The sequence below is a fragment of the Streptomyces sp. NPDC050732 genome (assembly GCF_040654255.1).
Taxonomy (GTDB): Bacteria; Actinomycetota; Actinomycetes; order Streptomycetales; family Streptomycetaceae; genus Streptomyces.
The window spans coordinates 46,992-68,675 of sequence record NZ_JBFAHP010000004.1 but is presented as its reverse complement, the minus strand read 5'-3'; the positions used below and the strand labels follow the sequence as shown (position 1 = coordinate 68,675).

Here is a 21,684-nt window from a genome sequence, read left to right as displayed (position 1 = left end):
GGCGGTGCGATGTGCTGTCGTGCTGTCGTGCTCGGGGAGCTCTCAGCGCGGGGCCGGTGCGGTGCTCTCGCGCACCACGAGCCGGGTCGGCACCAGGTCGGTGCCGGGGGTCGCCGGTGTCCGCTCGCGGATCTGCCGCAGCGCCTCCACCGCGCTCCTGCGCCCCACCTCCGTGAAGTCCTGGTGCACCGTGGTCAGCGGCGGCACGAAGTGGGCGGAGTCGGGGACGTCGTCGAAGCCGACCACGCTCACGTCGGCCGGGACGGACCTGCCCCGCTCGTGGAAGGCCCGCAGGACGCCGAGCGCCATCTGGTCGTTGGCGGCGAACACGGCGGTGCAGTCCGGGACTTCGGCGAGGGTGAGGCCCGCCGCGTAGCCCGAGTCGGCCGACCAGTCGCCGCTCAGCGGTTCGGGGACCCGGCGGCCGGCCTCCTCCAGGGTGGCGCGCCAGGTCCTGGCGCGGCGCTGGGCGGCGAACGACTCCTCCGGACCCGCCACGTGCCAGACGGTCTCGTGGCCGAGGTCGAGCAGGTGGCGGACGGCGAGCCGGGCGCCGCCGACCTGGTCGGTGTCGACCACGCGGTAGCGGTCGCCGGAGTCGGTGTCCACCACGACGACGGGCACGCCGGGCGGCAGCGTCACCGTGCCCGCGTCGAGCAGGTGCACCTCGATGAAGACGATGACGGCGTCGACGGCGAGCTCGCCCATCCTGGTGAAGGCGCCCAGCACGTTGTCCTGGGTCGGCACGTCGATGGGGATCATCGTGATGGCGTACCCCTCCGCCGCCGCGTGGGTGGAGATCGCGCCCACGGTCTGGCTGCGGCCCGTCGCGGAGAGGTTGAGGAGGATGACGCCGATGGTGTTGAACTGTCCGTAACGCAGGGCGCGGGCCGCGCTGTTGGGCCGGTAGCCGAGTTCGCGCATGGCCGCCAGGACCTGCTCGCGGGTGGCCGCGACCACGCCGGGGTGGCCGTTGGAGACCCGGGAGACCGTCTGGGAGGAGACGCCCGCCCGCTTCGCGACGTCGGCCATGGACACGCGCTGCTTGCGCCGTCCGCCGGGAATCCCCGAGCCGCCCCGCTGCGCGCCGCCGTGGCCGGGGAGGGGGCTCCCCTCTTCGTGCAGCCCCATCGCCTCTCCTCCTCCGCCCCGCGGGCACCGCGTGGAACTTTACGTGCGAGAAACCTTGACCCGCCGATGTGACGGGTGCCACCGTACGCGCTACCGAAGTTTACGTAAACATTCCGCCCGGCCGCTCGTGTCCACACCTCATGTTTACGTAACCACCCGCGTCTCCCCCGCACCGTGCACGCGTACGAAAGGGAACACCACCATGGCCATATCCCGGCGCCAGGCCCTGCTGATGGGCGCCGCCCTGTCGGTCTCGCTGACCGCGGGCGCCTGCGGCTCGTCCGACGAGGGCGGTTCGGGTGCCGAGCCGCTGTCCGACGCCGACCTGAAGGCCGCGCTGAAGGCCGGCGGCAGCCTCACCGTCTGGTCCTGGAACGAGCCGATGAAGCAGGTCGCCGAGGACTTCGTGGCCGAGCACCCCAAGGTGAAGGTCGACCTGGTCAACGCCGGTACGAACACCGACGAGTACACCGCCCTCCAGAACGCCGTGAAGGCCGGCAAGGGCGTCCCGGACATCGCCATGATCGAGTACTACGCGCTGCCGCAGTTCACCCTCGCCAAGTCCCTCGCGAACCTCTCCGAGTTGGGCGCCGACAAGCTGAAGAGCTCCTTCACGCCGGGCCCCTGGACCGCGGTGCGCGCCGGGACCGACGGGGTGTACGGGCTGCCGATGGACTCCGGCCCGATGGCCCTGTTCTACAACAAGGAAGTCTTCGACAAGCACAGGATCAAGGTGCCGGAGACCTGGGAGGAGTACTTCGCCGCGGCCGAGAAGCTGCACGCCGCGGACCCCAAGGCGTACATCACCAACGACACGGGCGACGCGGGCTTCACCACCAGCATGATCTGGCAGGCCGGCGGCAAGCCCTACCGTGTCGACGGCACCGACGTCGGTGTGGACTTCGCCGACGCGGGCAGCAAGAGGTTCGCCGCCTCCTGGCAGCGGCTCATCGACGACAAGCTCCTCGCGTCCGTCACGTCCTGGACCGACGAGTGGTACAAGGGCCTCGGCGACGGCACCATCGCCACCCTGGTCATCGGCGCGTGGATGCCGTCCAGCCTGCAGTCCGGGGTCAAGGCCGCGGCGGGCAAGTGGCGCGTGGCGCCCATGCCCCAGTGGGAGCGCGGAGCCGCCAAGTCCGCCGAGAACGGCGGCAGTTCGCTGGCCGTCATGCAGGCGAGCGATCAGAAGACGCTGGCGTACGCCTTCCTCAAGTACGCCACCGTCGGGGCGGGCGTGCAGACGCGCATCGACCAGGGCACGTTCCCCGCCACCACCGAGCACCTCGGCTCCCGGGCCTTCCGGAACAGGAAGGTCGCGTACTTCGGCGGCCAGCGGATCAACCAGGTCCTCGCCGAGTCCGCGGAACAGGTCGTACCCGGCTGGTCCTACCTGCCCTACCAGGTCTACGCGAACAGCGTCTTCAACGACACCGTCGGCAAGGCGTACGTCAGCGGCACCACCCTGCGGCAGGGCCTGGAGTCCTGGCAGGACGCGTCGGTCAAGTACGGCAAGGAACAGGGCTTCACCGTCAAGTAGCCCCACGCCCGGCCCAACCGAGGACACACCACACACCATGGCAACTCTGCACTCCGCGGCCGCGGGCCCGGCCCCCGCGCGCCCGGCCCCCGCGCGACCGACGCTCCCCGCACGGAAGACGCGGCGCTCCTGGACCGGCTGGGCGTTCATCGGCCCGTTCGCCCTCGTCTTCGCGCTCGTCTTCCTCGCCCCCATCGCGTACTCGGTGTATCTGAGCCTCTTCCAGGACAGGCTGATCGGCGGCACCTCCTTCGTGGGCCTGGACAACTACCAACGCGCCCTGCAGGACCGGGAGTTCTGGGAGGGGATCGGCCGGGTGGGGCTGTTCCTCGCCGTGCAGGTGCCGGTCATGCTGGGCCTCGCGCTGCTGGTGGCGCTCGCGCTGGACAGCGGCAGGCTGTACGGAAAGAGCTTCTTCCGGATCGCCATATTCCTGCCGTACGCGGTGCCCGCGGTGGTCGCCGCGCTCATGTGGGGCTTCCTCTACGGCACCCGGTTCGGCCTGGTCGGGGACCTGAACCACGCCCTGGACAGCACCCTGCCCGACCCGCTCTCGCCGGACCTCGTCCTCGCGTCCATCGGCAACATCGTCACGTGGGAGTTCGCGGGCTACAACATGCTCATCTTCTACTCCGCGCTGCGCGTGATCCCCCACTCCCTGTACGAGGCCGCGGAGATCGACGGGGCAGGTCAGCTCCGCGTCATCACCGCCATCAAACTGCCCGCCATCCGGGGCGCGTTGGCCATCGCCACGATCTTCTCGATCATCGGCAGCTTCCAGCTCTTCAACGAGCCGAGCATCCTGCAGAACCTGGCGCCGAACGCCATCACCACCTCGTACACCCCCAATCTCTACACGTACTCGCTGTCGTTCAACGGGCAGCAGCAGAACTACGCCGCGACCGTCGCCATCGTCATGGGCCTGATCACCATGGTGGTCGCCTACGTCGTCCAGCTGCGCGGCATGCGAAAGGCAGCGTGAACCATGACCAGCCCTGCCGGCCCCGCCCCCCGGCTGCGCGCCCGGCGGCGCCACAGCGTCGCCCGGCCCCGCCGCAGCGTGCTGCTGACCGCGCTCACCGGGCTCATGGTGGTGTACTCGCTGCTGCCGCTGGTGTGGCTGGTGATCAGCGCCACCAAGACGCAGAAGGGCCTGGCCTCGTCCTTCGGCCTCTGGTTCGGCGGCGACTTCGCGCTGTGGGACAACATCACCGAGACGTTCACCTACGACGACGGCGTCTTCACCCGCTGGCTCCTGAACACCCTGCTGTACGTGGTGGTCGGCGCGGGCGGCGCCACCGTCCTCGCGGTCCTCGGCGGGTACGCCCTCGCCAAGTTCGCCTTCCCCGGCAAGCGCGCGGTCTTCGCGGTCGTCATCGGCGCGGTCGCCGTGCCCGGCACCGCCCTCGCGATCCCCACCTTCCTGATGTTCAGCGAGATGGGCCTGACCAACACGCCCTGGGCGGTCATCGTCCCGTCCCTCATCTCGCCGTTCGGCCTCTATCTGATGTGGGTCTTCGCCACCGAGGCCATACCGACGGAGCTGATGGAGGCCGCCCGCGTGGACGGCGCGGGAGAGCTGCGCGTCTTCTGCCAGGTGTGCCTGCCGCAGCTGGCCCCCGGCATCGTGACGGTCCTGCTGTTCACGATGGTGCACACCTGGAACAACTACTTCCTGCCGCTCATCATGATCAAGGACCCGGACTGGTATCCGCTGCCCCTCGGCCTGAACGCCTGGAACGCGCAGGCGGCGACGGCCGGCGGCCATCCCGTCTTCCATCTGGTGATCACCGGTTCGCTCCTCACCATCCTGCCGCTCATCGCCGCGTTCCTGCTGCTCCAGAGGTACTGGCAGTCAGGCCTGGCCGCGGGCAGCGTCAAGGAATAGAACACCCCCGTAGCCGAAGGAAAGATCCCGCATGCCCGCACTGACCACGACGTCCGACGGCTTCCTCCTGGACGGCGAGCCGTTCCGGATCGTCTCCGGCGCGCTGCACTACTTCCGCGTGCACCCCGGCCAGTGGGCCGACCGGCTGCGCAAGGCGCGCCTCATGGGCCTCAACACGGTCGAGACGTACGTGCCGTGGAACCTCCACCAGCCCGACCCCGACGGTCCTGTCGTCCTCGACGGCCTCCTCGACCTGCCGGGCTATCTGCGGCTCGCCCAGGCCGAAGGCCTGCACGTCCTGCTGCGGCCAGGACCGTACATCTGCGCCGAGTGGGACGGCGGCGGGCTGCCCGCGTGGCTCACCGCGGACCCGGACGTCAGGCTCCGCAGCAGCGACCCCCGGTTCACGGACGCGTTCGACCGCTACCTCGACCTCCTCCTTCCCCCGCTCCTGCCGCACATGGCGGCGTCCGGCGGCCCCGTCGTCGCCGTACAGGTGGAGAACGAGTACGGGGCCTACGGCAACGACTCCGCGTACCTGAAACACCTGGAGCTGGCCCTGCGCTCGCGCGGCGTCGAGGAGCTGCTGTTCACCTGCGACCAGACCGACGCCGGGCACCTGGCGGCAGGCACCCTGCCCGGCACGCTCGCCACCGGCACCTTCGGCAGCCGCGTCGCCCCGTCCCTGGCGCGCCTCCGCGAGCACCAGCCCGAAGGACCGCTGATGTGCGCGGAGTTCTGGATCGGCTGGTTCGACCACTGGGGCGAGCCGCACCACGTGCGGGACGCGGCCGACGCCGCCGCCGACCTCGACGCGCTGCTCGCGGCGGGCGCCTCGGTCAACATCTACATGTTCCACGGCGGCACCAACTTCGCGTTCACCAACGGCGCCAACCACGACCACGCCTACTCCCCCATCGTCACCTCCTACGACTACGACGCCCCGCTCACCGAGTCCGGTGACCCCGGCCCCAAGTACCACGCCTTCCGGGAGGTCATCGCCCGCCACGCGCCGGTGCCGGACGAGCCCGTCCCGGGCCCGGTGCCCAAACTCCCGCCCTCCACGGTCGAGTTGACGCGCCGGGCGCCGCTCCTGCCGTACGCGCGCGCCCTGGCCGAGCCCGTACGGGCGGACCTCCCGGCGACGATGGAGGAACTCGGGCTGCGGGCCGGGTACGTGCTCTACCGCACCACCGTGCCCGAGGCGGGCGACGGGCTGCTGCGCTTCGCGGGCGGTGTCGGCGACCGGGCCCAGGTCTTCCTCGACGGCGCGCCCGTCGGCGTACTCGAACGCGAGCGCCACGAGGAGAGCCTGCCCGTCCGGGTGCCGCGCGCGGGTGCGGCCCTCGACGTGCTCGTGGAGAACATGGGCGGGGTCAACTACGGCCCCCGGATCGGCGCCCCGAAGGGCCTGCTCGGTCCTGTCGACCTCAACGGCACCGTGCTGCGCGGCTGGGACTGCCACCCCCTGCCCCTCGACGGCCTGGACGCGGTGCCCTTCACCCCCTCCGCGGCGACCAGCGACTCGGTGCCCGCCTTCCACCACGGCACCTTCGACGTCACCTCCCCGGCCGACACCTTCCTGTCGCTGCCGGGCTGGACCAAGGGCCAGGCCTGGGTCAACGGCTTCCACCTGGGCCGCTACTGGAACCGCGGGCCGCAGCGCACCCTGTACGTCCCCGCGCCCGTCCTGCGCCCCGGCCCCAACGACCTCGTCCTCCTGGAGCTGCAGGCCACCACCGGCACCCGGGCCCACCTCGTGGCGGCCCCCGACCTCGGCCCGGTGACCCCCTGAAGGGCACGGACCCCTGAGAGGAGACACGATGCTCAAACGCACCCTCATGCCCGTCTTCATGGCATGTGCATGTCTAGCCCTGCTCCTGAGCACCTCGACGACCGCCCACGCCGCGCCGGTCACCGTGACCAACGGGACGCAGTTCACCGACACCGCGGGGAACGGCGTCCACGCCCACGGCGGCGGCGTCATCAAGGTCGGCTCGCACTACTACTGGTTCGGCGAGAACCGGCACGCCGACAACACCTTCAAAGCGGTCTCCGTCTACCGCTCCGCCGACCTGAAGACCTGGGAGTTCAGAAGGAACGTCCTGACCCAGTCCAGCGCTCCGGAGCTCGGCGTCGCGAACATCGAGCGGCCGAAGGTGATCTACAACAAGGCCACCCGCAAGTTCGTCATGTGGATGCACAAGGAGAACGGCAAGGACTACCACGAGGCCCGCGCCGCCGTCGCGGTCTCCGACACCGTCGACGGCGACTACACCTGGAAGGGCAGCTTCCGGCCGCCGAGCGGCACGACGTCACGCGACCAGACGCTGTTCCAGGACGACGACGGCACGGCGTACCAGATCACGGCCACCGAGAACAACGCCGACCTGCACATCTACCGGCTCGACGCCGACTACACCGGCTACGACGAACTGGTGGCCGACCCGTGGCCGGGCCAGTGGCGTGAGGCGCCCGCGCTGTTCAAGCGGGACGGCGTCTACTTCATGCTGACCTCGGGGACCAGCGGCTGGAACCCCAACCAGCAGAAGTACGCCACGGCCGAGAGCCTCACCGGCCCGTGGAGCGGCATGAAGGACACCGGCAACGCCGACGGCCACGGCTCCCAGACCACCTTCGTGCTGCCGGTGCAGGGCCCGTCGGCCACCTCGTACCTCTACATGGGTGACCGCTGGGGCAACTCCATGGGCGGCACGGTCAACGACTCGCAGTACGTGTGGCTGCCGCTGGACTTCCCGACCAGGACCACCATGAGTCTGCCGTGGTACCCGCGGATCTCCGTCGACACGGCCGCCGGGACCGTCGACGGCGTGGGCGGCGGCCCCCACTACACCTTCGCCGCCCGGCACAGCGGCAAGTGCGTCGAGGTCGCCGAGGACTCCTCCGACGACGGCGCGAGGGTCGTGCAGCGCGGCTGCGACGGCGGACTCAACCAGCAGTGGCGGTTCGAGGACGCGGGCGGTGGGTACGTCCGGGTCCTCGCCCAGCACAGCGGCAAGTGCCTGGACGTGGCCGACGAGTCCACCGCCGACGGCGCCGCCGTGCACCAGTACCGCTGCTCTTCCGGCGCCCACCAGCAGTGGCGGTTCGAGGACCGGGGCGACTCCACCCACCGCCTGGTGGCCCGGCACAGCGGCAAGTGCCTGGACGTCGCCGACGAGTCGACCGCGGACGGCGCACGGCTCATCCAGTGGTCGTGCGGCACCGGCGACCACCAGCGGTTCGAGCGCCGCGCGGCCTGACGTCCCGTAATGCCCCTCTCCGCAAGAAATCCGGCGTCGTCTCAGAAGGGAACGCAATGGCACACCGCACACGGCGTACGCGGCTGCTCACGGCCCTCGGCACCACGGCCCTGGTCACCACGACCGCTCTCGGCGCGGCCCCGCCCCTGCCCTCCGCCGCGACGGAGGACGGCACCGCCGCGTCCGTCACCGTCCGGCCCGACCCCGGCCTGGCCCAGGAGGAGTTCGAGGGCTGGGGCACCAGCCTGGTCTGGTTCGCCAACGCCACCGGCGGCTACCCGGCCGAGGTCCGCGAGAAGCTCGCCGACCTCGTCTTCGGCGACCGCGGCCTCGCGCTCAACATCGCCCGCTACAACATCGGCGGCGGCAACGCACCCGACGTCAAGGACTACCTCCGCCCCGGGGGAGCCGTCCAGGGCTGGTGGAAGGCGCCGGCGGGCACCACCCGCGAGGACACCGACTGGTGGGACGCGGACGATCCGCGCGACTGGAACCGCCGCGCCGACCGGACACAGCGGTGGTGGGTCGACCGCGTCAAGGGCGAGATCGACCATTGGGAGACGTTCAGCAACTCGCCGCCCTGGTTCATGACGAAGAGCGGTTACGTCTCCGGTGGCTTCGACGCCACCGAGGACCAGCTCAAGACCGAGTCCGTCGACGACTTCGCCGCCTACCTCACGGGCGCGACCGAACGCCTGGAGAAGGCGCACGGGATCGAGGTCGACACGATCGACCCCTTCAACGAGCCCAACACCAATTACTGGAGCACCCGTCTCGGCCCCGACGGCCGGCCCGTCGGCGGGCGGCAGGAGGGAGCGCACATGGGCCCCGAACTCCAGCAGAAGGTGATCCGCGCGCTCGCCCCCGCACTGGCGAAGTCCCGCACGGACGCGAAGATATCGGCGATGGACGAGACCAACCCCACCCTGTTCGCGCGCAACTGGAACGCCTATCCCGCCGAGGTCCGCGACCTCGTCGCCCAGCTCAACGTGCACACGTACGGCACGCAGGACCGCACCGTCGTACGGGACTTGGCCAAGGCCGCGAAGAAGCCGCTGTGGATGAGCGAGGTCGAAGGGGAGTGGGATCCGGACGGGCAGGACTTCACCGACATGAGGTCCGGCCTCGGCCTCGCCCAGCACATGGTCGACGACCTGCGTGAACTGGAGCCGTCGGCCTGGGTGTTCTGGCAGCCCGTCGAGGACTACAACAACATGAAGCCCGGCGGCGAGAGCGCGAAGGGCGGCAACTGGGGAAGCATCCAGCTCCCCTTCGACTGCACCGCCAAGGACACCCTGAAGACCTGCCCGATCAGGACCAACAGCAAGTTCGACACCGCCCGCAACTTCACCCACACCATCCGGCCGGGCGACCGCCTCGTGACGGTGGACGACACCTCCAGCGCCGCCGCGGTGAGCGCGGACCGGAAGGGCGCCACCGTCGTCCACGTCAACTCCACCGGGCAGGAGCGGGCGGTGACGGTGGACCTTTCCAAGTTCGACCACGTGTCGCAGGACGCCACGATGACCCCGATCGTCACCAGCGCGGGCGGAGCTCTCCAGGAGCGGGACCCCGTACCGGTGGTGGACGGGCGCGCCACGTTCACCGTGCCGGCCGAGTCCGTCACCGGCTTCGTCGTCGACGGCGCCTCCTGACGGACGTCACTCCCCCGGTCCGTGCTTGTCCGGTTCCGGTGGCTCGGCGACGGGCGGCCGGGCCGGACAATGAGGGGCGGGGGTGATGGTGGTGCCGCGCGGTGAGCGTCCGCTGGACGACGACGGTGGCCTGCTGACCGAGTTCGCCGCCGACCTGCGGCGGCTGCGGGAGAAGGCGGGCAGCCCGCCGTACCGCCGCCTCGCCCGCGACGCCCACTACTCCTCGACGACGCTGGCCGACGCGGCGGGCGGCCGCAGGCTGCCCAGCCTGCCGGTCACGCTGGCCTATGTGCGGGCCTGCGGCGGGGACGTGGCCGCGTGGGAGGACCGGTGGCGCGCGCTCGCTGCCCGGCTCGCGGCCGCGGACCGCGCGGACGAGGCGCCCGGCGCCGGGGACCGCGACCGGCGCGGCCCCTATGTCGGGCTCGCCGCGTTCCAGCCGGAGGACGCCGCCTGGTTCTTCGGGCGGGAGCAGCTCACCGACGACCTGGTCGGACGGGTGCGCTCCCGGCGCTTCCTGGCCGTGTTCGGCGCCTCCGGGTCGGGGAAGTCGTCGCTGCTGCGGGCCGGGCTGCTGCCCCGCGTCGAGGCCGGGCCGGGGCCCGGGTGGGTCACCGTCCTGTTCGCGCCCGGCGCGCACCCGCTGGAGGAGTGCGCCGCGCGGCTCGCCGCCGCCACGGACGGCTCGGCGACCGCCCTGCGCAGGGACCTCACGACGGACCCGCGAGCCCTGCACCTGACCGTCCTGAAGACCTTGGCCGACCGCGCCACGGACGCCGAACTCCTCCTGGTGGTCGACCAGTTCGAGGAGGTCTTCACGCTCTGCTCCGACGCCCGGGAGCGTACGCGGTTCATCACCGCGCTGCTCACGGCGGTCCGGGCGCCCAACAGCCGCACCCGCGTCGTGCTGGGCGTACGGGCCGACTTCTACGCACGCTGCGCGCGCCACCCCGACCTCGTCGAGGCGTTGCGCGACGCCCAGCTGCTGGTGGGGCCGATGACCACCGACGAGCTGCGCCGCGCCATCAGCCGGCCCGCCGCGCGGGCGGACTGCACCGTCGAGGGGGCGCTCCTCGCCCGCGTGATCGCCGACGCCACCGGCCGCGCCACGGTCCTGCCGCTCGTCTCCCACGCGTTGCGCGAGACCTGGCGCCGCCGCCGCGGCTCCACGCTCTCCCTGTCCGCGTACGAGGCCGCCGGCGGCATCCGGCACGCCCTGGCCCAGACCGCGGAGGCGGTCCACGCAGGACTCGACCGCGGTCAGCGGCGGCTGGCCCGGACCCTCCTGCTGCGCCTCGTCGCGATCGGCGAGGGCACCGACGCCACCAGGCGCCGCCTCGCCCGCGCCGACCTGGACTCCCTCGGCACCGACCCCGCCGACGTGCAGACGGTCCTCGACGCGCTGGCCGGGGCCCGCCTCATCACCCTGGACACGGAGACGGTCGAGCTCACGCACGAGGCCCTGCTGGAGGCCTGGCCGCGGCTGCGGCGGTGGATCGACGAGGACCGGGCGGAGCTGCTGCTGCGCCAGCGGCTGAGCGACGCGGCGACCGCCTGGGAACGGGAGCACCGCGATCCGGGGGCGCTGTACCGCGGCACACGGCTCGACGCGGCCGAGGACTCCTTCGCCGCTCCCGACAGCGGACTGACCGCACTGGAACGCGACTTCCTCACGGCGAGCGGCGCGGCACGCGACCGGGAGCGGCTGGCCGCGGCCCGCACCACGCGGCGGCTGCGCCGGCTCACCTTCGCCCTGTCCGTCCTGCTGCTGCTCGCGCTCCTCTCCGGCCTGCTCGCCTGGGACCAGTACCGGACCAGTGAGGGCCACCGGCGCGAGGCCGTCGCCCAGCAGCGCAGCGCCCTGTCCCGGCAGCTCGCGGCGCAGTCGGCGGCGCTCCTCTCCGAGGAGTCCGACCTCGCCTCTCTCCTCGCGGTCTACGCCTATCGGGTCGACCCCACCGCGGAGGCGACCTCCGGCCTCTTCGCCGCGGCCTCGCTCCCGCTCCAGCAGCGCATGGCCGGACACCGGGGCGATGTGCGGGCGGTGGCGTTCAGCGCCGACGGGCGGACCGTGGCGAGTGGAGGCCGGGACGGCACCGTACGCCTGTGGAACACGGTGACGGGCGAGTCGTCGAAGGTGCTGAGGGGGTATCAGGGCCCGGTGTCCTCCGTGGCGTTCAGCCCGGACGGGCACACCGTCGCCGGCGGGGGCGACGACGGGACCGTACGGCTGTGGAACACCGCCACCGGGGCGTCGCGCGCCGTGGACACCGGGAGGCGTGGGGATGTGGGGGCGGTGGCGTTCAGTCCGGACGGCCGCACGGTGGCGGGCGGCGTGCAGGACGGCAGCGTACGCCTGTGGGCGGTGACCACCGGCAAGGAGCGGCGCGCGACGGACGGCCCCGGATCGGTGACGAGGCATCAGGGTGCGGTGTCCGCCCTGGCGTTCAGCCCGGACGGGCGGACGGTGGCCAGCGGCGGTCGGGACGGGACCGTACGGCTGCGGAACACGAGGACCGGCGGGACGCGCGTCACGGAGTCCGGAGGGCACAGCGCCGTGGAGTCGGTGGCGTTCAGCCCCGACGGCCGTACGGTGACCGGCGGCGCCCGCGACGGCACGGTACGGGTGTGGTCGGTGGCCACCGGCGAGGAGCGCGGCGCCCTCGCCGAACGCCGCAGGGACGCCGAGTCGGTGGCGTTCAGCCCCGACCGGCGCACGGTCCTGAGCGGCGGGCACGACGGCACCGTACGGCTGTGGGACGCGGCGACCGGGGCGCTGCGCGCCGTGCTGGCCGGGCACAGGGGGACGGTGTCCGCCGCGGCGTTCAGCCCGGACGGCGGCACGGTGGTCAGCGGGGGCCGGGACGGCACGGTACGGCTGTGGGCGGTGGCCACCGGCAAGGAGCGCATCGCGGTGCCGGGCCGGCAGGGGCCTGTCGGGTCGGTGGCGTTCAGCCCGGACGGCCGCACGGTGGCCGGTGGCGCCCGCGACGGGACCGTACGGCTGTGGGACGCGGCCAACGGCAGGGCGCGGCAAGTGCTGAGAGGGCATCGGGGGCCGGTGCGGTCGGTGGCGTTCGGTCCCGACGGACACACCGTCGCCAGTGGGGGCGACGACGGGAACGTACGGCTGTGGGACGCGGCGACCGGTGAGGCGCGGGGCATTCTGACGGGACATCAGGGACCCGTGCGGTCGGTGGCGTTCAGCCCGGACGGGCGCACCGTCGCCGGTGGCGGTGGCGGTGGCGGTGGCAGTGACGGCGGGGCCGTACGCCTGTGGAACGCGGTGACCGGGGCACCCCGTGGTGTGTCGGAGGGGCAGCAGGGCACCGTGTGGTCGGTGGCGTTCGGGGCCGACGGGCACACCGTCGCCGTCGGCGGCGACGAAGGGGCCCTGCGGCTGTGGGACGCCGCCACCGGGGAGACCCGCTCGGTCCGCACCGGCACCACGTCACCGATACGCACGGTGGCGTTCAGCCCGGACGGACGCACCGTCGCCGGCGGCGAGGACGGCACGGTACGGCTGTGGGACACGGCCACGGGTACGGCCCGCGCCACGCTGACGGGGAAGCTCCGCGGCGCGCGGTCGGTGGCGTTCAGCCCGGACGGGCGGACGGTGGCCGGCGGCGGCCGGGACGGCACGGTGCGGCTGTGGGACGCGGCCACCGGACTGCAGAACACCGTGCTGGCCGGGCACGAGGGCACGGTCTGGTCCGTGACGTTCAGCCCCGACGGACACACCGTCGCCAGCGGCGGCGAGGACGGCACACTGCGCCTGTGGGGCGTGCTCCGCAACGCCGACGAGGCGCTCGACAGGATCTGCCGCTCGCTCCGCAGGGACCTGACCCGGCAGGAACGCGCCCGCTACCTCGACGCCCCGGGCGGCGAGTGGCCCCGCAGGGCGTGCGTGCGCTGACGCGACCGCCGCCACCTGGGCGACCGCACTGTCCGGGACCCTTTGTCCGGGGCTTGTTGTCCGGTGTCTGCCGGCCGACCCCGGACAACCCCGTACCGGTAGAAGCATGGCCATGACGTCTCTCACGACGACCGCGACCGGCACGACCCGCCCCTCCCCGGGCTCGTCGACACGGCACCGGCTGCTGTTCTGGCGCTCCCCCGCCGATCAGCCCCGGTGGGCGAGGCCCGCGCTCCTGGGCATCGCCGCGCTCGCCGCGCTGCTCTACACGTGGAACATCGCGAACAGCGGCTTCGCCCCCTACTACTCGGTGGCCGCGCGCAGCATGTCGGTGAGCTGGGAGGCGTTCCTGTTCACCAGCCTCGATCCGTCCGCCACGCTCACCCTGGACAAGATCGGCGGCTTCCTGTGGCCGCAGGCGCTCTCGGCGCGGATCTTCGGCTTCCACGACTGGGCGCTGACACTGCCCCAGTGCGTCATGGGAGTGATCTCCGTCCTGGTGATGTACCGGCTGGTGCGCCGCTGGCAGGGGCCCGCCGCCGGGCTGCTCGCCGCGGGGCTGCTCACGGTGACGCCCGTGCTGGCCTCCATGTTCGGCCACGCGATGCTCGACGGCTCGCTCACCCTGTGCCTCGTGCTCGCCGCCGACCAGTACCAGAAGGCGGTGGGCACCGCCCGGCTGCGGTCGCTGCTGCTGAGCGCCCTGTGGGTCGGGCTCGGCTTCCAGGCGAAGATGATGGAGGCCTGGATCATCGTGCCCGCGCTCTTCGTCGGCTATCTCGTGGCGGCGCCGGTCCGGCTGCGGCGCAGGATCGGCCAGCTGGCGGTGGCGGGCGTCGTGATGTTCTCGGTGTCGCTGTCCTGGGTGGCCCTGATGACCTTCACACCGGAGGACGACCGACCGTACGCGGACGGCTCCACCGACAACAGCGCCGCCGCGATGGTCTTCGGCTACAACGGCTTCAACCGGCTGCACGCGGGGCTGGTCGACGGTGCGGCGCCCGTCAGCAGCAACGGGCTCTGGGGCAGCGGCGGGAAGCAGGGCAAGCCCGCCGCGACCGACAGCGGGCGGGGGCCGTCCGGCGGGCCCTCCGAGGGGCGCACGGCCGGGCCGTCGGGACATCCCTCGGCCGGAACGCCCGGCGGGCCGTCCAAGGGGACTTCCGACGGGCCGTCGGGCACGCCGTCGAACGGAGCCACCGGCTCGCCGCCCCGGGACGGCGGCCGGGCCGGGCAGGCAGGCGCCACGCCGGCCGGCGCCCAGGCCGGCCCGGGGGCACCGTCGAAGACGTCCCTCTGGCTCAAGCTTCTCCGCAGCCCCCGTCTGACACCCCAGATCGGCTGGCTGTACCCGCTCGCGCTGATCTCCCTGGCGATCGGGCTGGCCCGGCACCGCAAGGCCGCCCGCACCCATCAGGGCCGCGCCGGACATCTGATGTGGGGCACCTGGCTCCTCACGGCGGCCGCGGTGCTCAGCGCACTCGGCAACCTTCCCCACACCGCCTACGTGGCCGTCCTCGCGCCTCCGCTCGTCGCCCTGTCCGCCGCCGGTACGGTCGCGCTGTGGCGCGCCCACCGTGCCGCGGCCGGGGGGCCGCGCGCCTGGGTCCTGCCCGCCGTGATCGTGGTCGAGGCCGCCTGGACGGTCCATCTGGCCTCCGGACACACGGACTTCGTCCCCTGGCTCGTGCCGCTGGTCGTGGTGGCCGCGCTCGGCGCCGTCCTCGCCCTCGGCCCGCTGCGGGGGACCAGTCGCGGGACCGCGCTCGCCGGACTGCTCGCCGGCTGCGTCGCGATGTTCGCCGCGCCGACGGCATGGTCGCTGTCCGTGCTGAACGAGCGGTACGGAGGGACGGCGGTCGACGCCCACGCCGGACCGGCCAAGGACATCCGCATCGCGACGGGGACACGCACCGTACGCGCCGCCGACGTCAGCGTCCGCACCACGCCGACGCCCACCCAGAGCAGGCTGCTCGGCTACGTCCAGGAACGCGACGGCGGCACGGCGTACGCCCTGTCCACCGAGACCTGGGAAGCCTCGGCCCCCTACATCTACGCCGAAGGCGCGTCCGTGCTGCCGCTCGCCGGGCTGCACGACGACTCCGTCACGCTCTCCCGATACCGGGAGCTCGTCGCCGCCGGCGACCTCCGCTTCGCCCTGGTCAGCGACCGAGGTGTGCAGACCTCGGAGATCAGCGCCTGGGTCGTGTCGGCGTGCGCCGAGGTCGACCCGCGGGCGTACGGCGGGAGCGGGGGCGACGGCACCCGGGACGCAGGCCCCTTGGACGAAGCCGGCCCGACGGCGCCCGAGCAGACCCTGTACCGCTGCGCACCGTCCGACGCCACGAGCTCCTGACCGGACGGGGCGCACCACGACCACGCGGCGTGCCGGCCACGGCACGCCCCATCGGGAACGGGGGAGGAGCGGTGGCCGCCCCGGCGTGACCCGCCGGTGCGGTCACCGCACCCCGTGTATTCGGCCCCTCATCCGTTCGATATTGCCGTCCGCCGTGGACTTCTCGTGGCCGGATCCCCGTGACGGAGCGGGAGCGACCCGCTCTGAACAGGACGCCGCCGGGGCCGGGCGGGGGCGGCCCCGCGGACGGGGCGGAGAATGGCAGGAAACGTCTTGCACCGCCCGGCACCTGCCCCCGGTCCTGCGTTTCTGCCTATCTGCCGTGCACATGCCGACGGCATGGTGTCCGAAAAGGGTGGAGCGGGCGTGAAGTTCCCGATGCCTCCGGTTACGCGTGGGACCACAGTTGATTGACAAACCATCAGATGGTCCGCGCTCCCTTTCGGACAGACCCCGGACTTTCGATTTCTCGTTGAATCCGGACCGCCTACGGTTGTTGCCGTGGGGGCAGGCACTGACCATGCCGGAGAGATGGCCGCTGCGCAGACGTATTCGAGGGGGAATCCGTGCGGCCGACGCCGAACGCGCGCCGCAGGAAAGGAGTTACCGTCCGGTTTGACCAGCCGGTCGGTAAGCCTGCGCTCTGCCGCTCGATGAAAACCTGCCCCCTGTCCGGCCGGCGCGTGCCGGAACGTCCATGTCGGGTTACACGGGGGCTTTCCAAGGGGGGACCCTAGTGACGGAATTTCTATCGAGCGATCCCGAAGCGGAACGGAGGGGCTCACTGTCGGACCGGAGCGGCCTGTTGCTGGAAGCCTTTGATCCACAGCAGTTCCGGGAGCATTCGGAGACCGCGCTCGCGAAGCTGGAGAAACATCTGTCGGACCTGTCGATCAGGGGCCTCGAACTGATCGAGCCCGCGACGCTGTCCCAGGCCGCGAGAGCTCTCATGACGACCGAGCACGAGAAGATCACCGCCTTCGACGAGGAGCGTCTCGCGGGGATCATCGACCTGTACATCCGCACGGGCATCCAGGTGCACTCCCCCGGCTACATGGGGCGGCAGTTCTCCGGTGTCGTACCGCTCGCCGGCGTCATCGACTTCGTGAGCTCCGTGGTCAACCAGCCTGCCTCGTTCTACGAGGCGGGCCAGCTGCCCAGCGCCGTGGAGCGGATCATGGCCGACGAGCTGAACCGCTTCATCGGGTGGGACCCGGACGACTTCACCATGATCACGACGTCGGGCGGCTCCCTGGCCAACCTGACGGCGCTGCTCGCGGCCAGGAACGAGAAACTGCCCGGTTACTGGTCACAGGGGGGTTCCGCGGTGCGCGGGCAGCCCAGGCCGGCCATCGCGGTGGGCGCCGACGTCCACTACAGCGTGGCGCGGGCGGCCGGTGTGCTCGGCATCGGCGACGCCCAGCTCGTCCGCCTGCCGCTCAACCGGCAGCAGCAGATCTGCCCGAGCGAGGTGCGCGCCACCCTGGAGGCGGCCGAGCGGCAGAACCTCAAGGTGTTCTGCATCGTCGCCTCGGCGGGGAGCACGTCGGTGGGCGCCTTCGACCCGATCGACGAACTCGCCGAAGTGGCCCGCGAGAAGGACCTGTGGCTGCACGTCGACGGCGCGCACGGCGCGAGCCTGCTCGTCTCGGACACCCTCCGCGACCGGCTCCGCGGGATCGAGAAGGCCGATTCCCTGACCTGGGACGCGCACAAGATGATGTTCGTGCCCTCCCCCTGCACGATGCTCTTCTACCGGAACAAGGAGCGCGCGCTCTCGGCATTCCGGCAGAAGGCCAGCTATGTGTTCGAGGAGGAGCAGGACATCTACACCGCGTTCGACAGCGGGGGAAAGAACTTCGAGTGCACGAAGCGCCCGATGATCATGACGCTGTGGGCGCTGTGGGCCATTTACGGACGGGCTCTGTTCGCGGAGAAAATCGAGTACCTCTGCCAGTTGACACGGGAGGCCCATGACGCCGTGCGGGCCGATCCCGACTTCGAGACCCTGCACCGCCCGGAAGCGAACATTCTCTGCTTCCGCTACCATCCGCCCGGCCTCGACAAGAAGGACGTGCACCGCCTGCAGATCGCCATCAGGAACCGCGTCAAATTCGAGGGGAACTTCTTCATCTCGAAGGTGAACGTGGACGGAGTGGCCGCCCTGCGCGTGGTCATGATGAACCACCGGATAACCGGCGAGCACTTCCGCATGCTGCTCTCCGAAATCAGGAGGACGGCCCAGGACCTCCTGACCGGATCAGAAACAGGAGCGCAAGACACAGCAAACGGAACAGAAAAAGGAACAGGTAAAGCGTAGAGGGGACGGATGTTGAGTACATCTCACGCTCCACAGGCAACGCATGTCCCACCGCCCGCACCGGCTCCCGGCGGCGCCCGCGAACTGGCCAACTGGCTCATCCCCGACTGGGAGCTGCAACCGGAATCCGTCGAGGCCGTCACCGTGCTCCCCTCCTTCGCGAGCAAGATGCGCGAGTGCGAGCGGGTCTGCCAGACGCTGTACAGCGAGATCCCGCACGAGATCCAGGACGCGGTCGTGCTGCGCCGGCTCCAGCAGATGGTGAACACCGTGCTGCTCAATCCGCTGTGGCGGGAGCGGCTGCGGGGCGCCGGCATCACGCACGCCCCGGAGACCTACGAGGAGTGGCAGCGCATACCGCTGTCGGACAAGGACGTCCAGCGCGACTTCTTCATGGACACGCGGCCGGGCATGGTGGTGCCGCTCAGCCGCGGCGAGTTCGAGATCGTCGCCAGCGGCGGCACCAGCGGCGGCAAGCCGCTCGAAGTCGTCTACGCCTTGAGCGAGTTGAAGGACACGTACGAGATCGCGGGCCGCTTCATGGGGGCCTATCAGCTCGCCCGGCACCTCGCGGGCACCGATCCCAAGTGGCTCTTCACCACGCTGGCGGACTACCAGATGTGGAGCAGCGGCACCATGGTCGGCGGCGTGCTCCAGCACGTGCCGGGCGTCAACTACGTGGGCGCGGGACCCGTCACCGCCCCCGTCCTTGAGCACATGTTCTCCTACCGGGGCCCGAAGGCCCTGATGGGCATCTCCGCGGGCATCGCGATCCTCGCGGAACTCGGCGCGGGCATGCGCCAGGAGTACCGCGACAGCTTCCGCGTCGCTCTGTACGGCAGCGGGGTGCTGCCGCAGCGCAAGCGGGTGGAGCTGCAGGCGCTGTATCCGAACCTCGCGATCCTCAGCTACTTCGCCGCCACCCAGGCGGAGACCATCGGCCTGCAGCTCGACGCGGCGTCGCCCTGGCTGTCCGCGGTGCCTGGTCTGCACTTCATCGAGATCGTCGACGCGGAGGGCCGCCAGGTCCCCGAGGGCGAGGAGGGCGAGCTCGTCGTCACCCGCCTGCACGCGCACGAGACGCCGCTGCTGCGGCTGAAGCTCGGCGACCGGATGATCCAGCGGCCCCGCACGGACGGACCGGGCCTGAAGACACGGCAGTTCGAGTTCGCGGGGCGCACCGGGGACATACTGCACCTCAACGACAGCCAGTACTCGGCGGCGCGGGCCTACGCCGCACTGCGCGACGAGCTGAAGGCGGCCGATGTGGTGGACCTGGACGCGGTGGCGCACGACGTCCAGTTCGTCAACCACCGGGAGGGCAGGACGATCACGCTCTACGCGGCGGTCGACGACGTGCTCGGCATGACCTACCGCGCCGACACGATGCTCGGCCCCTACGGCCTCCAGCAGGTCTTCGTGAACGCGCTGCCGCGCGCCCTGTCGCTGTTCAACCACGGCGAGGCGAACGCCGCGTCGATCGAGAGGACCGGATACACCCTCCAGCTCAAGTTCGTGCCCAGGCTGTCCGCCGAGATCGAGCGGACCGCCGTCGGAAAGGTCCCGCTGGTCCGGGACCGCGGCTAGGCACCCGAGAACAGGGAGTGGAATGAACAGGAGCGGAATGAAGTCGCAGGTGAACATCATCGCCGTCGTCGACGTCATCGGAGCGCTGTCGATCAAGTCGCTGTACGACGGCAACCTCTGCATGGTGGACGACAGCCCGTTCGACAGTACCCACCAGGGCACGCCGAATCTCGTCACCGTCGTCAAGCCCGGCCAGGTCGTGTCCTGGACCGCGCTCGCCGTCGACCTGCAGACCCCGGTCGAGATCAAGAGCATCTCGTTCACGCCCGCGGAGGGGCAGCAAGGGCACGAGGGGCAGCAGGGACAGCAGAGTCGGCTGCAACAGCCCGGACAGCAGGGACCCGGCACGCACAGCGGCCCCGCCACCGTCAGCGCCCCGCCGAGCGCCCCCGGCATGGGTACAGCGGTCCCGGGGCCAGGCCCCACGGACGCCACAGGTGCAGGCGCAGGCGCACAAGCCCACCAGCCCAACCAGCCCAACCAGCCCAACCAGAGCTACCAGTCCCACCAGCCCCACTCCTCGCAGGAGTCCGACGGCGACAAGCTCGACCTCGACGTGTGGACCGGAGTGGTGCCGCACTGGATGACACCGGGCGTTCCCTACCAGTACCGCCTCGAACTCCAGATGTACGAGGGCGACAACAGCGTCATGACCATCGATTCACCCGCGTTGATGTGTCAGTAGCGGTCGGCACGACGACGGCAAAGCCGGGAACGACGACGAAGGCGGAATCATGCCCCAACAGTTGGCGATCATCGTGCTCGTGGACGTCGGCAACGCGCTGGCCACCAGCACGCTCGAAGGCAACACCTATCTGTTCGACAACATGAAGCTGCACGGCTCCGAGAACCAGGGGACCGGCGAGCTGGTGACCGCGATCCACGGCTCCTACTGGCGGGACGGCTCGCAGGCCAGCGAGCAGGTCCTGAACTGGCTGCCGTACAGCCTCGGTTCCATCCCGCCGACCGTCCCGCGCGGTTACGAGACCGAGCGGGCGCGGCAGACCGACGAGCAGGCGCTGGCCGAACTGCAGGAGCTCGCCGCCAAGTCGACGGTGCCGGGCGCCGACGCCGCCGCGGAGCTCAACCGCATCCGGCGGAGCGTGGGCACCCGGGTCAAGACCACCCGGCGCACCCGCGGCCGGCTGTCCGGGCAGAAGATCGTGGACGTCATGGGCCAGGTCGTGACCGAGGACGCCACGGCGGCGGCCAGCCCGCCGGCCCCGGTGATCACCGACATCTACGGCGAGGCCGTGGACGCGAAGATCATGTACCCGGCGGAGTACGGCTCCCCGGACATGGTGACCGACGGCTGGTACTGGTCGGCGTCGGTCGACACGTCCCGCCCGGGGACGTACTCGTACACGATGCGCATCCAGCTGCACAGGCTGTCGCAGGCCAACGGCGAACTCCGGTGGGAACCCGTGAACCTGACGTGCGCGTCGGCCCTGAAGATCACTTCCGAGCCGCGGCGCAACGCCTTCACCAAGGCGGGCCTGGGCCAGCTCCCCATCCCGCCCTCGCGCCCGGCCCGCGGCGCCTGACCCCCACCGGACGAGGAGGACCTGATGACGACCAAATCGAAGCCGCGGGAGACCGCGGTGAAGCGGCCGATCTCCATCACCGCCGTCGTGGACTGCGTGGGCGCCCTGGCGGCCGGCAACATGGACGGCCACCTGTACATGTACGACACGAACCGGGCCGGCGGATCCACCGGGTTCGGCACGGAGCAGCTGCTGACCAAGGTCAAGCGCGGCGACCAACTGCTCTGGAACTGCCTGGCGTTGGAGTGCGAGGCGTACGTGTCGATCGAGGACATCGTGATCGACCGTGAGATCTGCGAGCCGGTGCGGAAGGTGTACCCCGGCACCGACGTGTCGTACTGGATCGCCACGGTGAAGAAGGCGGACCCGGGGACGTTCACGTACCAGATCAAGTTCAAGCTGGGCACGAGGGACGAGCCGATCACCACCACCCTGTCGTCGTCCCTCGTCGGCTAGGGGCCAGTCATGACGGCGTACGCGAAGG

At 71.3% G+C, this 21,684-nt stretch carries 14 protein-coding genes; 13 read left to right on the top strand and 1 reads right to left on the bottom strand.

What is annotated here, in order from left to right; translation table 11 throughout:
- Nucleotides 1-42: 42 nt before the first annotated feature.
- Nucleotides 43-1,032, bottom strand: a complete 990-nt coding sequence (locus AB0H82_RS05100) for a LacI family DNA-binding transcriptional regulator (RefSeq protein ID WP_362989261.1) — start codon at nucleotides 1,030-1,032, stop codon at nucleotides 43-45.
- Between the two features lie 301 nt (nucleotides 1,033-1,333).
- Between AB0H82_RS05100 and AB0H82_RS05095 the strand changes: the two genes are divergently transcribed.
- From AB0H82_RS05095 to AB0H82_RS05035, 13 genes are all read left to right on the top strand, one after another.
- A complete protein-coding gene (locus tag AB0H82_RS05095; RefSeq protein ID WP_362988933.1) occupies nucleotides 1,334-2,671 on the top strand; it encodes a sugar ABC transporter substrate-binding protein in 1,338 nt (445 codons plus the stop codon).
- Nucleotides 2,672-2,708: 37 nt separating this feature from the next.
- Entirely contained in the window at nucleotides 2,709-3,653 is a 945-nt protein-coding gene (locus tag AB0H82_RS05090) for a sugar ABC transporter permease (RefSeq protein ID WP_362988931.1), read from the top strand.
- A 3-nt stretch (nucleotides 3,654-3,656) separates the two neighbouring features.
- Nucleotides 3,657-4,559 (top strand): carbohydrate ABC transporter permease, encoded by a 903-nt coding sequence (locus AB0H82_RS05085; protein WP_362988929.1) that lies wholly within the window; start codon nucleotides 3,657-3,659, stop codon nucleotides 4,557-4,559.
- Between the two features lie 31 nt (nucleotides 4,560-4,590).
- Nucleotides 4,591-6,354 carry a beta-galactosidase gene (locus AB0H82_RS05080; RefSeq protein WP_362988927.1) on the top strand — a complete coding sequence of 588 codons (1,764 nt, stop codon included), beginning with the start codon at nucleotides 4,591-4,593 and terminating at the stop codon, nucleotides 6,352-6,354.
- Nucleotides 6,355-6,382: 28 nt separating this feature from the next.
- Nucleotides 6,383-7,822: an RICIN domain-containing protein gene (locus AB0H82_RS05075; protein ID WP_362988925.1), complete on the top strand. Its 1,440-nt coding sequence runs from the start codon at nucleotides 6,383-6,385 to the stop codon at nucleotides 7,820-7,822.
- 56 nt (nucleotides 7,823-7,878) lie between these two features.
- Nucleotides 7,879-9,477, top strand: a complete 1,599-nt coding sequence (locus AB0H82_RS05070; protein ID WP_362988924.1) for a glycoside hydrolase — start codon at nucleotides 7,879-7,881, stop codon at nucleotides 9,475-9,477.
- Nucleotides 9,478-9,562: 85 nt separating this feature from the next.
- Nucleotides 9,563-13,393, top strand: a complete 3,831-nt coding sequence (locus tag AB0H82_RS05065) for a hypothetical protein (protein WP_362988923.1) — start codon at nucleotides 9,563-9,565, stop codon at nucleotides 13,391-13,393.
- A gap of 112 nt (nucleotides 13,394-13,505) precedes the next feature.
- Nucleotides 13,506-15,749, top strand: coding sequence for a glycosyltransferase family 39 protein (locus AB0H82_RS05060; protein WP_362988921.1), 2,244 nt, complete (start codon nucleotides 13,506-13,508; stop codon nucleotides 15,747-15,749).
- Nucleotides 15,750-16,554: 805 nt separating this feature from the next.
- The gene (locus AB0H82_RS05055; protein ID WP_362988919.1) at nucleotides 16,555-18,069 is read left to right on the top strand and encodes an aminotransferase class V-fold PLP-dependent enzyme; all 1,515 of its coding nucleotides are present in this window, start codon (nucleotides 16,555-16,557) and stop codon (nucleotides 18,067-18,069) included.
- A gap of 9 nt (nucleotides 18,070-18,078) precedes the next feature.
- Nucleotides 18,079-19,656 (top strand): hypothetical protein, encoded by a 1,578-nt coding sequence (locus AB0H82_RS05050; RefSeq protein ID WP_362988917.1) that lies wholly within the window; start codon nucleotides 18,079-18,081, stop codon nucleotides 19,654-19,656.
- A 37-nt stretch (nucleotides 19,657-19,693) separates the two neighbouring features.
- On the top strand, nucleotides 19,694-20,341 hold the full coding sequence (locus tag AB0H82_RS05045) for a hypothetical protein (RefSeq protein ID WP_362988915.1): 648 nt from the start codon (nucleotides 19,694-19,696) through the stop codon (nucleotides 20,339-20,341).
- 49 nt (nucleotides 20,342-20,390) lie between these two features.
- Nucleotides 20,391-21,200: a hypothetical protein gene (locus AB0H82_RS05040; RefSeq protein WP_362988913.1), complete on the top strand. Its 810-nt coding sequence runs from the start codon at nucleotides 20,391-20,393 to the stop codon at nucleotides 21,198-21,200.
- A gap of 24 nt (nucleotides 21,201-21,224) precedes the next feature.
- A complete protein-coding gene (locus tag AB0H82_RS05035; protein WP_362988911.1) occupies nucleotides 21,225-21,656 on the top strand; it encodes a hypothetical protein in 432 nt (143 codons plus the stop codon).
- Nucleotides 21,657-21,684 lie beyond the last annotated feature (28 nt).

Coding starts and splice junctions, on each gene's coding strand:
- AB0H82_RS05100 (WP_362989261.1), bottom strand. CDS start 1,032: ATGGCCGACGTCGCGAAGCGGGCGGGCGTCTCCTCCCAGACGGTCTCC.
- AB0H82_RS05095 (WP_362988933.1), top strand. CDS start 1,334: ATGGCCATATCCCGGCGCCAGGCCCTGCTGATGGGCGCCGCCCTGTCG.
- AB0H82_RS05090 (WP_362988931.1), top strand. CDS start 2,709: ATGGCAACTCTGCACTCCGCGGCCGCGGGCCCGGCCCCCGCGCGCCCG.
- AB0H82_RS05085 (WP_362988929.1), top strand. CDS start 3,657: ATGACCAGCCCTGCCGGCCCCGCCCCCCGGCTGCGCGCCCGGCGGCGC.
- AB0H82_RS05080 (WP_362988927.1), top strand. CDS start 4,591: ATGCCCGCACTGACCACGACGTCCGACGGCTTCCTCCTGGACGGCGAG.
- AB0H82_RS05075 (WP_362988925.1), top strand. CDS start 6,383: ATGCTCAAACGCACCCTCATGCCCGTCTTCATGGCATGTGCATGTCTA.
- AB0H82_RS05070 (WP_362988924.1), top strand. CDS start 7,879: ATGGCACACCGCACACGGCGTACGCGGCTGCTCACGGCCCTCGGCACC.
- AB0H82_RS05065 (WP_362988923.1), top strand. CDS start 9,563: ATGGTGGTGCCGCGCGGTGAGCGTCCGCTGGACGACGACGGTGGCCTG.
- AB0H82_RS05060 (WP_362988921.1), top strand. CDS start 13,506: ATGACGTCTCTCACGACGACCGCGACCGGCACGACCCGCCCCTCCCCG.
- AB0H82_RS05050 (WP_362988917.1), top strand. CDS start 18,079: ATGTTGAGTACATCTCACGCTCCACAGGCAACGCATGTCCCACCGCCC.
- AB0H82_RS05045 (WP_362988915.1), top strand. CDS start 19,694: ATGAAGTCGCAGGTGAACATCATCGCCGTCGTCGACGTCATCGGAGCG.
- AB0H82_RS05040 (WP_362988913.1), top strand. CDS start 20,391: ATGCCCCAACAGTTGGCGATCATCGTGCTCGTGGACGTCGGCAACGCG.
- AB0H82_RS05035 (WP_362988911.1), top strand. CDS start 21,225: ATGACGACCAAATCGAAGCCGCGGGAGACCGCGGTGAAGCGGCCGATC.